This is a genomic window from Streptomyces sp. NPDC037401, from assembly GCF_055602345.1.
On record NZ_JBVJWO010000044.1, the window covers coordinates 16,638 to 28,832 of the forward strand.

At 72.9% G+C, this 12,195-nt stretch carries 16 protein-coding genes; 10 read left to right on the plus strand and 6 right to left on the minus strand.

Annotation, left to right across the window (positions count from 1 at the left end; genetic code table 11):
- Positions 1 to 242 precede the first annotated feature (242 nt).
- The 3 genes from ACZ7H1_RS32830 to ACZ7H1_RS32840 all read right to left on the minus strand — a co-directional run bounded on the left by ACZ7H1_RS32830 (position 243) and on the right by ACZ7H1_RS32840 (position 1,530).
- The gene (locus ACZ7H1_RS32830; protein WP_470791625.1) at positions 243 to 695 is read right to left on the minus strand and encodes an iron chaperone; all 453 of its coding nucleotides are present in this window, start codon (positions 693 to 695) and stop codon (positions 243 to 245) included.
- Positions 696 to 800: 105 nt separating this feature from the next.
- Positions 801 to 1,085 (minus strand): hypothetical protein, encoded by a 285-nt coding sequence (locus ACZ7H1_RS32835; RefSeq protein ID WP_470791627.1) that lies wholly within the window; start codon positions 1,083 to 1,085, stop codon positions 801 to 803.
- 34 nt (positions 1,086 to 1,119) lie between these two features.
- Positions 1,120 to 1,530 carry a VOC family protein gene (locus ACZ7H1_RS32840; protein WP_470791629.1) on the minus strand — a complete coding sequence of 137 codons (411 nt, stop codon included), beginning with the start codon at positions 1,528 to 1,530 and terminating at the stop codon, positions 1,120 to 1,122.
- 146 nt (positions 1,531 to 1,676) lie between these two features.
- On the opposite strand from ACZ7H1_RS32840, the gene ACZ7H1_RS32845 reads away from it, so the two are divergent.
- The 3 genes from ACZ7H1_RS32845 (at position 1,677) to ACZ7H1_RS32855 (ending at position 5,009) form a co-directional block, all read left to right on the plus strand.
- The gene (locus ACZ7H1_RS32845) at positions 1,677 to 2,894 is read left to right on the plus strand and encodes a DUF2254 family protein (protein ID WP_470791631.1); all 1,218 of its coding nucleotides are present in this window, start codon (positions 1,677 to 1,679) and stop codon (positions 2,892 to 2,894) included.
- Between the two features lie 69 nt (positions 2,895 to 2,963).
- A complete protein-coding gene (locus ACZ7H1_RS32850) occupies positions 2,964 to 3,641 on the plus strand; it encodes a GAP family protein (RefSeq protein ID WP_470791632.1) in 678 nt (225 codons plus the stop codon).
- A gap of 30 nt (positions 3,642 to 3,671) precedes the next feature.
- Positions 3,672 to 5,009 (plus strand): chloride channel protein, encoded by a 1,338-nt coding sequence (locus tag ACZ7H1_RS32855; protein WP_470791634.1) that lies wholly within the window; start codon positions 3,672 to 3,674, stop codon positions 5,007 to 5,009.
- A 33-nt stretch (positions 5,010 to 5,042) separates the two neighbouring features.
- On the opposite strand, the gene ACZ7H1_RS32860 is transcribed toward ACZ7H1_RS32855, so the two are convergent.
- The gene (locus tag ACZ7H1_RS32860) at positions 5,043 to 5,468 is read right to left on the minus strand and encodes a hypothetical protein (protein WP_470791636.1); all 426 of its coding nucleotides are present in this window, start codon (positions 5,466 to 5,468) and stop codon (positions 5,043 to 5,045) included.
- A 166-nt stretch (positions 5,469 to 5,634) separates the two neighbouring features.
- Between ACZ7H1_RS32860 and ACZ7H1_RS32865 the strand changes: the two genes are divergently transcribed.
- A complete protein-coding gene (locus ACZ7H1_RS32865; RefSeq protein WP_470791638.1) occupies positions 5,635 to 6,138 on the plus strand; it encodes a hypothetical protein in 504 nt (167 codons plus the stop codon).
- An 86-nt stretch (positions 6,139 to 6,224) separates the two neighbouring features.
- On the opposite strand, the gene ACZ7H1_RS32870 is transcribed toward ACZ7H1_RS32865, so the two are convergent.
- The gene (locus ACZ7H1_RS32870; protein ID WP_470791640.1) at positions 6,225 to 6,692 is read right to left on the minus strand and encodes a MarR family winged helix-turn-helix transcriptional regulator; all 468 of its coding nucleotides are present in this window, start codon (positions 6,690 to 6,692) and stop codon (positions 6,225 to 6,227) included.
- Between the two features lie 143 nt (positions 6,693 to 6,835).
- Between ACZ7H1_RS32870 and ACZ7H1_RS32875 the strand changes: the two genes are divergently transcribed.
- Positions 6,836 to 7,576: a PP2C family protein-serine/threonine phosphatase gene (locus ACZ7H1_RS32875; RefSeq protein ID WP_470791642.1), complete on the plus strand. Its 741-nt coding sequence runs from the start codon at positions 6,836 to 6,838 to the stop codon at positions 7,574 to 7,576.
- A gap of 24 nt (positions 7,577 to 7,600) precedes the next feature.
- Here ACZ7H1_RS32875 and ACZ7H1_RS32880 read toward each other — a convergent pair whose 3' ends face one another.
- Positions 7,601 to 8,287, minus strand: coding sequence for a TetR/AcrR family transcriptional regulator C-terminal domain-containing protein (locus tag ACZ7H1_RS32880; protein ID WP_470791643.1), 687 nt, complete (start codon positions 8,285 to 8,287; stop codon positions 7,601 to 7,603).
- Between the two features lie 125 nt (positions 8,288 to 8,412).
- On the opposite strand from ACZ7H1_RS32880, the gene ACZ7H1_RS32885 reads away from it, so the two are divergent.
- The 5 genes from ACZ7H1_RS32885 (at position 8,413) to ACZ7H1_RS32905 (ending at position 12,195) form a co-directional block, all read left to right on the plus strand.
- The gene (locus ACZ7H1_RS32885; protein WP_470791645.1) at positions 8,413 to 8,934 is read left to right on the plus strand and encodes a hypothetical protein; all 522 of its coding nucleotides are present in this window, start codon (positions 8,413 to 8,415) and stop codon (positions 8,932 to 8,934) included.
- Between the two features lie 85 nt (positions 8,935 to 9,019).
- Positions 9,020 to 9,568, plus strand: coding sequence for a hypothetical protein (locus ACZ7H1_RS32890; protein WP_470791646.1), 549 nt, complete (start codon positions 9,020 to 9,022; stop codon positions 9,566 to 9,568).
- 80 nt (positions 9,569 to 9,648) lie between these two features.
- On the plus strand, positions 9,649 to 9,864 hold the full coding sequence (locus ACZ7H1_RS32895; RefSeq protein WP_470791648.1) for a hypothetical protein: 216 nt from the start codon (positions 9,649 to 9,651) through the stop codon (positions 9,862 to 9,864).
- A 165-nt stretch (positions 9,865 to 10,029) separates the two neighbouring features.
- A complete protein-coding gene (locus tag ACZ7H1_RS32900; RefSeq protein ID WP_470791650.1) occupies positions 10,030 to 11,547 on the plus strand; it encodes a flotillin family protein in 1,518 nt (505 codons plus the stop codon).
- 57 nt (positions 11,548 to 11,604) lie between these two features.
- The gene (locus ACZ7H1_RS32905; protein ID WP_470791652.1) at positions 11,605 to 12,195 is read left to right on the plus strand and encodes a GNAT family N-acetyltransferase; all 591 of its coding nucleotides are present in this window, start codon (positions 11,605 to 11,607) and stop codon (positions 12,193 to 12,195) included.

Here is a 12,195-nt window from a genome sequence, read left to right on the forward strand (position 1 = left end):
GCGCCGATCCAACCTCCCTCGGATCGGAGTGCCATGCGTAAGGTTATGACTCTGGCAATTGCCGCGTGCGCGCCGGCCGGTGCTCTCGTGAGCCCGGCCGTCGCGATCCCGCGCGGGTCCCCACCGCCGTCGTCCATACCCACGTGGGGATATCCGCTGGGAACGGTGTACAAAGCGGCCTGGTTCCACGAAGCGGCCGGGTGGGAGACCGCCAGGCTCTGACAGCGGGCCCGCGGGGGGGCTCAGCCGACCGCCTTCTTGACGAGGGACGCGATCAGGGCCTCGTCGGCGGGGGTCAGGGTCGTCAGGGCGTAGGAGGTGGGCCACAGAGTGCCCTCGTCCAGCTGGGCGAGGTCGCTGAAGCCGAGCGTGGCGTAGCGCGCCTTGAACTTCTCCGCGCTCTGGAAGAAGCAGACGACCTTGCCGTCCAGCGCGTACGCGGGCATCCCGTACCAGAGCTTCGGGGTGAGGGCCGGCGCGGTGGCCCTGACGAGGGCGTGGACGCGCTCGGCGAGGACCCGGTCGGCCTCCGTCATCTCGGCGATCTTCGCGAGCACCTCGCCCTCCGTGTCGGCCTTGGCGCGCGAGCCGCGGCGGGAGGACGCCTTCAGTTCGCCGGCGCGCTCCTTCATCGCGCCCCGCTCCTCGTCCGTGAAGCCGTCGTACTTCTTGTCGGTCGCCTGCGTGTCCTTCATGGCGGTTTCCTCTCCTGCCGGGCTTGACCGGGGCCGTTTCATGTTGGGCATACGGCCCCGGCCAGGGCTTCTCCGAAACCGATCGGTCGTCGTTCGTTCCTGCGCTCAGGCGGGCCGGCGGCCGTCGTGCACGAGGGCGCCGGGGTACCGCAGCGCCGCCTCCCTCTCGATGCGACGCGTCGTCACATAGGCGTACGGCGACTGGCCGTAGGCCTGGCGGAACCGGCGGGCGAGGTCGGCGGGCGGCATGTTCACCGCCCGGGCGAGCGCCTCGACGTCCAGCGGCTGCGCGTACTCCCGGTCGATCCGGTCACGGACGCGGCGCAGTTGCGCGAAGTCGTGCAGGCGCTGCGCCTCGACGCGTGCCTGCTTCCACCCGGGACGGCACATGCGGACCTCCCTTTCGTCGGCCGGTCCGGACGGCTCAGCGGAGTTCCTGGATGCGGATGAGGTTGCCCGCGGGGTCGCGGAAGGCGCAGTCGCGGACGCCGTACGGCTGCTCGGTGGGCTCCTGGACCACCTCGGCGTCTCCGGCCTGCACCTTTTCGAACGTGCCGTCGAGGTCGCGGGTGGCCAGCAGGATCCAGCCGTACGTGCCCTTGGCCATCATCTCGGTGATGGTGCGGCGCTCGTCCTCGGTGATGCCCGGGTCGGCGGCCGGCGGGGCCAGGAGGATGGACGTGCCGGGCTGGTCGACGGGGCCGACCGTGATCCAGCGCATCTTGCCGTGACCGACGTCGCTGCGGACCTCGAAGCCGAGGATGTCGCGGTAGAAGGCCAGGGAGGCCTCCGGGTCGTCGTGCGGGAGGGAGCTCGCGTGAATGCTGATGTCCATGCCCATCACGCTAGTTGGGCCGGGCCACCGGCGCTTCTCCATTCCTGACCGGTCCGCTCGTGGTTGCATCCTCGGCACGGGCACGGGCACGGGCACGGGCACGGGCACGGGCACGGGCAGGGCACCAGCAGCGCGGAGGGAGCCGGATGGCCAGGTCGGGCAAGGAGGCTGGGCGGGAACGCCGCAGGGAGCTGGCACAGGCGGTGTGCGCGGTCGGCGGGCTGGGGCTGGGCCTGCTGGCGCCGTACGTGTCGGCAGGACCGCAGGTGGACACCGAGCGGGTGGTGACGCCGCTGTTCAGCGTCGGCTTCGGGGTCGTCGGGCTGGTCAGCATCATCTACTCGATGCTGTTCCTGGTCGTGCAGTTCTCCGCCGCCACCTTCACCCCGCGCCTCGGGCTGTTCCGGGACGAGCCGATCGTCTGGCGGGCGTTCGCCTTCAGCGTCGGGGTCTTCGTCTTCTGCATCACCGCGGGGCTGGCCGTCAGCGCCGACCCCGAGGTGTCGGTGACCGTCCCCTGTGCGGCGATGCTGTTCTCGCTGATCGCCCTCGCCCTCATGCGCACCCTCCAGATGAAGGCGTTCCGCTCGATCCAGCTGGCGCACGCGCTGGGGGCGATCACCGACCGCGCGCACCGGCAGTACGACGAGCTGTACGTACGGCCGTACGAGCCCGGCCGGGCGGGGGCCGGCGGTGCTGCGCCGGGGGCGGGCGACGGGGGCACCGCCGTGCGCTGGCCGGGGCCGGCGGCCGTGCTCCAGCAGGTCGACGTACCCGCACTGGTCGCCCTGGCGAAGGCGCACGACTGCTCGGTCGCCTTCCGTGTCGCCCCGGGCGCTGCGGTCTCGCAGGGCATGGTGCTCGCCGACGTGACGGGTGGTGACGGGCTGTCGGAGGCCGCCCTGCGCGGCGCCGTGGTGACGGGCCTGGAGCGGACCTTCGACCAGGACCCCGGGCTGGCGTTCCGGCTGCTCGCCGACATCGCGCTGCGGGCCCTGTCGCCGGCCGTCAACGATCCGGCGACCGCGGTGGAGTCCCTGGACCGCCTGGAGGACCTGCTGACCCGGCTGGCCGGGCGGGACCTGGCGACCGGCCGCTTCACCGACGCGGCGGGCGCGCTGCGGGTGAGCATCCCGGTGCCGGACTGGGAGCACTACGTCGGGGCGGCCGTCGACGACGTCGTCTTCGCCGCCGCCGGCTCGCCCATGGCACTGCGCAGGATGCGCACGCTGCTGGAGCGGCTGGCGGAGCAGGCCCCCGAGGACCGGCGCGGGGTCGTCCGCGACCGGTTGCGGTGGGTCGAGGCGGCCGGGCGGGACACGTACCCGCTGATCTGGCCGCGCACCGCCCCTGACCTGCACTGATCTGGGGCCTCGGCGCCGGGCCGCGGGCGGCGGGATGCGGCGCGCGGAAGGCCGGGCAACGATGGACGCATGCTGCCCGACCTGCTGCTGATCGGCTTGGTCATCACGCTGTATCCCTTGCCGGTCATGGCGTTCGTGCTGGTGCTGTCCGCGCCCCGCGGCCTGTGGAACGGGCTCGCCTTCATCCTGGCCTGGCTGGGCTGCCTGATCGGTGTCATCGCGGTCGTCATGCTGCTCACGGGCGGCGAGCCGCCCGTGCACCGGGGGACGCCGTCCACGGCCGTGCTGGCGATGAAACTGGCCCTGGGCGTCGGCCTGGTCGCGTACGGCATCCACCACCGCCGCCGGTCCCTCGCCCGCCGCGCCGCGGCCGGATCCCGGGCCGGATCCGCGGAGCGCCCCGGGCGGGCGGCCTCCCGGACGGACCGGGCCGGCGCCTGGTCCTCGGCCGGGCTCGCCGTGCTGCTGCAGCCGTGGGGGATGGTCGGCGCCGGCGCCGCCACGGTCGTCGAGGCGGACCTGTCCCACGTGCAGTCGTACGTCGCCCTGCTGGCCTTCTGCCTGCTCGCCACCTCCAGCCTGCTGGCCATGGAGCTGTACATGGTCTTCGCGCCCGACAGGGCCCGGCGGACCCTGGCGGGCCTGCGTGCGTGGCTGTCGGCGCACAAGGACCCGGCAATCATCCTCGCCTGCCTCGTCGTCGGGCTGCTGCTGGTGAGCAGGAGCCTGTACGAGCTCACGAGTTGATCTCCCCGGAACCCGGAAGGGACACGGACCATGACGGAGCCGCGACCGCGATCCGATCCGCCCGTCACCGGGACGCAGCCGCGCGAGGCGGACGTCCTGCAGGGCTTGCTCCGCAGCTCCGGCTATCTGAAGGCCCTCGTCTTGTGCGCCCTCATCGGTATCCCGGTGTCGCTGGCGGCGTTCTGGTTCCTCGTCGCGCTGCACGAGCTGGAACACGTGCTGTGGGCCGACCTGCCGGAGGCGATGGGCCGCAGCAGCCCGCCGTGGTGGTGGCCGTTCCCGCTGCTGCTGATCGCCGGCGCGGTCGTCGGCCTCGTCGCCACGCACCTGCCCGGCGGGGGCGGACCGATCCCCGCGTCCGGGCTGCACGGCGGGGGCGGCTCCCCGGCCGCCCTGCCCGGGGTGGTGCTCGCGGCTGCGGCCAGTCTGCCGTTCGGTGCCGTGCTGGGGCCTGAGGCCCCGCTGATCGCGCTGGGCGGCGGCCTGGCGGTGCTGTTCCGCGACCTCGCGCAGGCGCCGGCGACGGCGCAGAGCACGGCGCTGCTGAGTGCGGCGGGGGCCGCGGCGGCCGTCTCCGCGATCTTCGGCAACCCGCTGATCGCCGCCGTGCTGCTGATCGAGGTGGCGGGCGTGGGCGGACCGCAGCTCTTCGCGGTCATGCTGCCGGCCCTGCTGTCCAGCGGGGTCGGGGCGCTGGTGTTCATCGGCCTCGGGCGCTGGGCGGGGCTGGCGACCGGTGACCTGTCGCTGAAGCTGTCCGCACCGGCCCCCCGCCTGGACGGCGCGGACGTGCTCTGGGGGCTGGCCATCGCGGTGGCGCTCGCCCTGGTCCTGCACCCGCTGCTGACCGCGTCCCGGCTGATCGCCGGATACGTGACGGAGCGGCCGCTCGTACGGACCGTCCTGTGCGCGCTGGGCGCGGCGGCCTGCGCCGCGCTCTACGCGCTGGCCACCGGCCGCTCCCCCGACGAGGTCGTGTCCTCCGGTCAGGCCACGCTCGCCGAGCTGGCCGGCGACCCGCACGCGTGGGGCGTGGGCGCCCTGCTCGCCGTCCTGCTGTTCAAGGGCGCCGCCTACGCACTCTGCCTAGGCAGCCTGCGCGGCGGCCCGGTGTTCCCCTCGCTCTTCCTCGGCGCCGCGGCGGGCGTGCTGCTGGCGCCCCTGCCGGGGCTGGGCGTCGTACCCGCGATGGCGGCGGGCATGGCCGCCGCCTCGGCCATCACGCTGCGGCTGCCGGTGAGCAGTGTCGTGCTGGTGGTCCTGTTGCTCGGCAGCTCCGCGATGATGCCCGTGGTGATCCTGACGGCCGTGGCCGCCTTCGTCATCACCGAACTGCTGCCTCCGGGGCGGGCGGCCGCACAGCACTAAGCAGTCGTCAAGCGTCGCCCGCCGCGGGCGGGGTCAGCACCGGAGGCTGGTGGCGGCGGCCGTGGCGCTCTCGTCGAGCTTCTGGATCTGCGGCTGGAGCTGCGTGAGCGCGTCCTTGCCGGTCGTGTCGCCCGGCAGGTCCTCGTAGGCGTTCTTGAGGTCGTCGGCGGCCGACTGCACCGCGGCCCGCTCCGCCTCGCGCAGGTTGCCCAGGTTCTCCTTGACGTCCGCCCAGTCGTCCTGGACGGCGTCGTAGGCGTCCTGCATCTGGTCCTTGGTCGCGGAGGCCGGGTTCAGCGCCTTCAGCTTGGCGTTGTCTGCCTTGAGCTCGTTGAGGTTGGTACACAGCTCGGCCGCGGCCTGGGTGGCCTCCTCGGAGGGGGAGCTGTCGTCGGAGCACGCGGCGAGACCGAACACCGTGGTGACGCACAGCGCGGCGATCAGGGGGTAGCGCTTCATGGCGGCCTTCCTGGAGAGAAACCGGTGACGTGGCGCTGTCGCCGCGTCACCGAAAACGGCACGAAAGCCAAAATATGCGGACATCCGTGCGTTCCGCACCACACCTTCGCCCGTTCGGGGCGGTCCTCGCGCTGCGGCGAGGTCGCTCCGGTGCCAGCATCGGATCATGCGGACCAAACGGACGCGGGAGGCGGGGGCGGATCCCGACCCGCGCAAGCGGCTGCTGCTCGGCGGCGCGGCGCTGGCCGTGCTCGTCGTGGCGTACTTCGTGCTCGCGGCGACGATTCCGCGGTGGTGGTCCCAGCGGGTGGGCGACGCGGTGGACGGCCGGCTGGGCACCGGCCTGGTGCTCGGGCTGGCGCTCGGCCTCGCCTGCACCCTGCTGCCCCTGCTCGTGGCGTGGATCGGGCTGCGCAAGCGGCGCTCCTGGAAGGCCACGGCCGGCTGGCTCGCCCTCGCCGTCGTGCTCGCCCTCCCCAACCTGTGGACACTGAGCGTCGTCGCGGGCGGGGGCAGCGCGGCGCACGCCGGGCAGCGGGTCATGGACGTGGAGGCGCCGTGGTTCCGCGGCGCGACCCTGGCGGGCGCGCTCGTCTCGCTGGCGGCCTTCGCGGGCTTCCTGCTCTACGGCCGGTCACAGCGCCGCCGCCCCGCGCGGACCGTGGCCTGACGGTGGGCGGCCGGTACCGGGAGCCGCAAGGCTGAGCGACCCGGGTCCGGGACCCCCGCGGCCGCAGGCCCCGCCCCCGGGAGGGGTCACGCCGGTTCGCCGCTCACGTTGCGCATCATGCGCTGGAGGACGCGCAGGGTGGTGACGTAGTCCGCGTCGTCGATGCCCTCGTGGATCCGGTCGCGCCAGGCGGGGGCGTGCGTCTTGAGGCGGGCGCGGGCCGCGTCGCCCTCCTCCGTGATCCACAGCCTGCCGTCGCCGTCCCGGGTGACCCAGCCCCGCTCCAGCAGCGTCGCGGCCTCCGCCGGGATGTCGTCCTCGGTGCGCAGGTACGTCTGCATGGCCTCGGCCAGCTCCGCGGCGGTCATGCCGCGCCCGTCCGCCGAGAGGTCGTCCTTCGACAGGTGCCGCAGGATCCAGAACTGCGGCTGGGTGAACCCGAGCGCGGCCTGCTGGCGCCGGATGAATCCGATGACCTGCTCGTAGGCCATTCCGGTCCAGTACGCGACCGGCTGTGCGGCCGGCTCCTGCTGCGAGTACTCCTTGGTTTCCACGTGGATGCACCCTTTCGCCCGTGTGGTTCGGTGGGAACAACGTAGGAACTGAAGTGCACTTGAGGTCAAGGCGCTTCACCGCGGCGGGAGCGGGACAATGGGCAGGGGACGCGCCGGCCGTTGTGGAGAGGCGGAACCGTCAGGTGCCGTACGTAGCCGTAACCGCCCTGAGCCATGCCGGGCTGATCCGCGAGCACAACGAGGACAGCCTCGCCGTGGGCCCGTGGACGCTGTGCAGCACGGTGACCGAGAGCCCCCAGACGCTGCTGTTCCCGCTCGGCAGACCACTGGTCGTCGCGGTCGCCGACGGCCTCGGCGGGCATCCGGGCGGGGAGGTGGCCAGCGCGCTCACCGTCCGCCGGCTCGCCGCCCTCGGGACGGCCCTGGACAGCGCCGACGTCGTGCGTGACGTGCTGCTGCTGTGCAACCACGAGGTGCACGCGGCCGCCGACGGCCATCCGGAGCTGGCCACCATGGGGACGACGGTCGCGGGCGTCCTGGTCCTCCCGGACTCGCTGGTGGCGTTCAACGTCGGCGACAGCAAGGTGTTCCACGCGGCGCGCGACCGCCTGCGCCAGGTCAGCGTCGACGACAGCCCGCCGCCGGCCCCGGGCGAGCGCACCACTTCGGCCGTCACCCAGACGCTCGGCGGCAGCCGCGCGCACAGCGACATCACGCCGCACATCGCGGTGTTCCCGCTGGCCGTGGGCGACCGGTACCTCGTGTGCAGCGACGGGCTGACCGACCCGCTGCCCGACGAGGAGATCGAGGCGGTGCTGAGGGTGCACGACGACGGGAAGGCCGCCTTCGAGCTGTGGAAGGCCGCGATCGAGGCCGGCGGGCCCGACAACATCACCCTCGCGCTGGTCCGCATCAGCCCGTAGGGCCTGCGGGCCGGCCGCCGGGGATCAGCCGGCGGCGCGGGCGGCGAGGCGGGCTTCGAAGCCGTCGAGGATGGCGTGGAGGCCGAACTCGAAGCTGTTGTCGGGGGCGCCGTTGTAGTCCGTGGCAGCGGCGGCCTGGAGGCGGGTGCGCAGCCGCGGGAACTCCATCGCGATCTCGCTCGCCTGGGCGAGGGTGTCGCGCATCAGCTCCTCGGGGTCGGCGCCCTTGAGGGACAGGCGCCGGGTCAGGGCGACGGTGGCCGAGGCCCCGGCGGCGTTGCCCAGGACGAAGGTGAAGACCGTGGCGGCCGCCTGGTCGGCCTCGGCCTCCGTGAAGCCGGCCTTCTCGTAGAGGGCGAGGGTGTGGTCGTCGACCCGGGCCTTGCCCGGGCCGTACAGGAGGTGGCCGGCCAGGGCCTGGACCATCCACGGGTGGCTGGTCATCACCGCGTGCAGGCCGGTGGCCATCCGCGTGGCCGCCTCGCGCCAGTCGAGGGTGTCCAGGTCGGGCAGCCCGACCTCCTTCCACACCTCGTCGCAGGCCAGCCGGACGAGGTTGTCCTTGCTCTTGACGTGCCAGTAGACGGCCGTCGCGGCGGAGTTGAGCCGCCCTCCGAGCGCGCGCATGTTCAGGCCGTCGAGGCCTTCTGCGTCCAGCAGCTCGATGGCGGTGGCGACGATCTGCTCTGCGGTCAGCGTGTTCCGGGACATGGGCACAGCATAGATGAACTAAGTGCAAGTAGGTCTTGCACTTAGTTCAAGTCTCCGCCTACAGTGCTCTTGCACTTAGTTCAACAGCCCCGGGCTCGCCGCCCGCCCCCCTTGAAGGAGACCCCGTGTCCGCCGCCACCGCCGTGCTCCAGCTCCTCATCGCCCTCGCCTTCGTCAGCATCCCGCTGGTCCGCCACCGCTACGGGCCCGCCGCCCAGGCCGCTGTCGAAGCAGAGCTGGGCCGCCAGGGAGTGCGCACCACGGTCATGGCCGAGAACGGAATGCGGCTCGACGCCGGCGGCCACGAGACCGCGGCTCCCGTCGGCATCGCCGCGGTGATGACCACGCTGGCGGTGCTGAACCTGACCGGGAACTCCTGGGGCGAGACGCTGTCCTGGTACCTCCAGCCGGTCGTCTTCCTGGTCAACTGCGTGATCCTCTACACGAATCTGACCGTGACCCGGTCCGTCTCCGCGCACTTCGCGAAGTCCGGTGACACCGAGCTCCAGCGCATCGACGTCGCGGCCATGCTCAAGGCCGCCGAAAGCGCCTTCCCCACCTGGGTGATGCCGTACCTCCAGAACCTCCGCCACGCCGTCGTCTTCGCCGGGTCCGCCGCCGCCCTGGTCCTGCTGGGCCTCAACTAGGCCGCGGCCGAAGCCCGTAGACCCCGTACATCCACACGCCCGTACGCCCGCACGCCCTCTCCACGCACCCACGAGGAGCTCCGCCATGCCGCTGTCCGTCGCCGCCGCCGTCACCCTCCAGCTCCTGCTGGCCGCGCTCTTCTTCGTCATCCCCCTCGTCGTCCGGGTCCACGGAGGCGCCGCACAGCGGGCCGCCGAGGCGGAGCTGGCCCGGCAGGGCCACCCGGCCTCGGTCCTCGACCGGCACGGGATCAGGTTCGAGGAGAAGACCCGGGAGCTCGTCCTCGCGCTCGGCATCGGCGTCTGCCTGACCGCGCTCGCCGCGCTCAACCTCGCCGCGAGCGAGACCGGCCGCGTCGCCTCCTGGATCGTCGAACCGCTCGTCCTGCTCGTCGTCGGCTTCATCACCGCCGGCCAGGTCTTCGCCACCCGCTACACCGCCGCCGCCTTCGCGAGGTCCGAGGACCCCGCCGCCCGTACCGTCGACGTACCGGCCCTCATCGCGGCCGCGAGCTCCGGGTTCCCTTCCTGGCTGCGCCCCCTGGTCCTGCTCCGCTTCCCGCTGGCGACCCTCGGCTCGGCCCTCGTCATCGCCTTGCTCACGACCCCCGCGGCCTCCGCGTACTTCCACTAGACAGCCCTGTGGACACCCGCAGCCGCTCCGGCGGGGCCACCCGGCAGACAGCCGGGCCGACGCCCCCGTAGCCTCCCCGCATGGGCGAGGACATGGTGGGGACGATCGGGCGGGTGACCGGAACGGTCGGGCCGGGGCTGGTGGGGGAGGTCATCGTCCGGGTGCGGGGCGGAGCCGAGCACTTCCTCGCGTACGCGGCGAGCAGCGGCGATCGGATCGAGGTGGGCACCGTGGTGACGGTGGTGGAGTACATGCCGCCGCGGACCGTGTACGTCCTCGCCGCCTACGGCAGCTGAAAGCGGCGCGGACGGACAACTCCCCGCCGCGGCAGGCGAGTCGGCTTACCGGCCGGCTTTCGTATCAACACTGCGACAAGGCCGGACCGGGACCTTCTCCCCCGGCGCCGGCCGGGCGCACACTCGCCCTGGTCGGTGCCGAACGGCACTGCGCGAAGGGGGCGAATGCCGATGTTCGTCGGCGTCGTGGCGGGAGCGATCCTCGCCGGAATCTGTCTTCTGATCGGCCTGTTCAAGCTGATGTGGCGCGTGGCCGAGCCCAACGAAGCACTCATCATCTCCGGATCCACCCACAAGACCGAAGGCCTGGGCGAAGGCATGGGCTTCCGCATCGTCACCGGGCGCGGCACCCTCGTACTGCCCGGCGTGCAGGCGGTGCGCAAACTCTCGCTCGACCTCAACGAGACCCAGCTGTCCGTCGACTGCGTCACCCAGCAGGGCATCCCGCTGCGGGTCAAGGGCGTGGTCATCTTCAAGGTCGGGGACGACTACGTCTCCATCGCCAATGCGGCCCGCCGCTTCCTGGACCAGCAGAAGCACATGCCGGAGCGGGTGCACATCGTCTTCGCGGGCCATCTGCGCGCCATCGTCGGCGGGCTGACGGTCGAGGACATGATCCGCGACCGGGAGAAGCTCACCGGCCAGACCCGGGGGGCATGCGGTACGGAGATGGAGAAGCTGGGCCTGATCGTCGACTCGCTGCAGATCCACGAGATCGAGGACCCGACCGGCTACATCAAGAACCTCGCAATGCCGCACGCCGCAGCGGTCCAGCGGGACGCGCGCATCGCGCAGGCCGAGGCCAACCGCCGGGCGACGGAGGCCGAGCAGGCGGCAGCCGCGCGGATGGCGGAGGCCACCCGGGACAGCGAGATCCTCCAGGCCGGCTACCAGGCCGAACGCGACAAGGCGCAGGCCTCCGCCCAGCAGGCCGGTCCGCTCGCGGACGCGGCGGCCCGGCAGGAGGTCGTGGTCCAGGAGACCCGCGTCGCCGAGCTGGAGGCGCAGCGCTGCGAGCAGCAGCTCCAGACGGACGTGCGCAAGCCTGCGGACGCGAAGGCGTACGAGAAGCGGACGATGGCCGAGGCGGAGCGGGACGCGCGGATCTCGGCCGCGCAGGCCAAGGCGCGCGAGACGGAACTCGCGGCGGTGGCCGAGGCGCAGGCCACCGAGGCGCACGGGCGGGCGGAGGCCGCGGCGACCCGGGCCACCGGCGAGGCCGAGGCGGCGGCCGCGAAGGCGAAGGGGCTCGCGGCGGCCGAGTCGGCGCGGGCCAGGGGCCTGGCCGAGGCGGAGGCCATCAAGGCGCGGGCCGCGGCGCTGGCGGAGAACCAGGAGGCCGTGGTCGCACAGCAGCTCGCCGAGAACTGGCCGAAGATCGTGGAGGCGGGCGCGGGCGCCTTCGGCAACGTGGAGCACATGGTGCTGCTCAACGGCGCCGAGGGGATGTCGGAGATGTTCGCCAAGGCGCTCACCATGGGAGGCACCGGGCTGGGCCTGGCCCGTCAGCTGCTGGCGTCGATGAACCAGAACGGCCAGAGCAGCCGGCACAGCGAGAGCGGCTCGAACGGCCACGTCCCGGCCCAGGCGGCGGAACCGGTGGTGGTGACCGTTCCGGTCGCGGCGGCCGTTCCGGTCTCGCAGAGCATCCCCGTGACGGACGAGGACGCTCCCGCCCCCTAACCCAACCTAGCGAATCAAAAACGATCGTTTCCCGCTCGAACGTACTACACTCATCCCATGGAGATCAGGCGCGGGGTGCCGGAAGGCGGCGAGGAGCGGGTCGCCGAGCTCTACTGGGAGGCCTTCGGGCGCAAGCTCGGCTCGGCGCTCGGGCCTCCCGGCCGGGGGCGCGCCTTCATCGCCGCCCATCTGCACCGGGACCGGGCGGTGACCGCCCTCGCCGCCGACGGCCGGATCGTCGGCGTCGCCGGCTTCCGGCTCGGGGGGTACGGGCTCACCGGCGGCAGCGCCGGTGACGTCCTGCGCGCGTACGGCATCCTGGGCGGTCTCGCCCGGCTGCCGCTGCTCGCCCTCCTCGAACGCACCCCGGCCCCGGGGCAGCTGGTGATGGACGGCATCGCCGTCGACGCGGACTTCCGCGGCCACGGGATCGGCGGCCGGCTGCTCGGGGAGATCGACGCCGTCGCCGCCGCGCACGGCTGCACCGAGGTCCGGCTCGACGTCATCGACGTCAACCCGCGCGCCCGGGCGCTGTACGAACGCCGGGGCTTCACCGCCGTACGGACCGAGCAGACGCCGTACCTCCGGCGCCTGATGGGCTTCGGGGCCGTCACCACCATGCACCGCACCGTAGGAACCGGAGCCTGA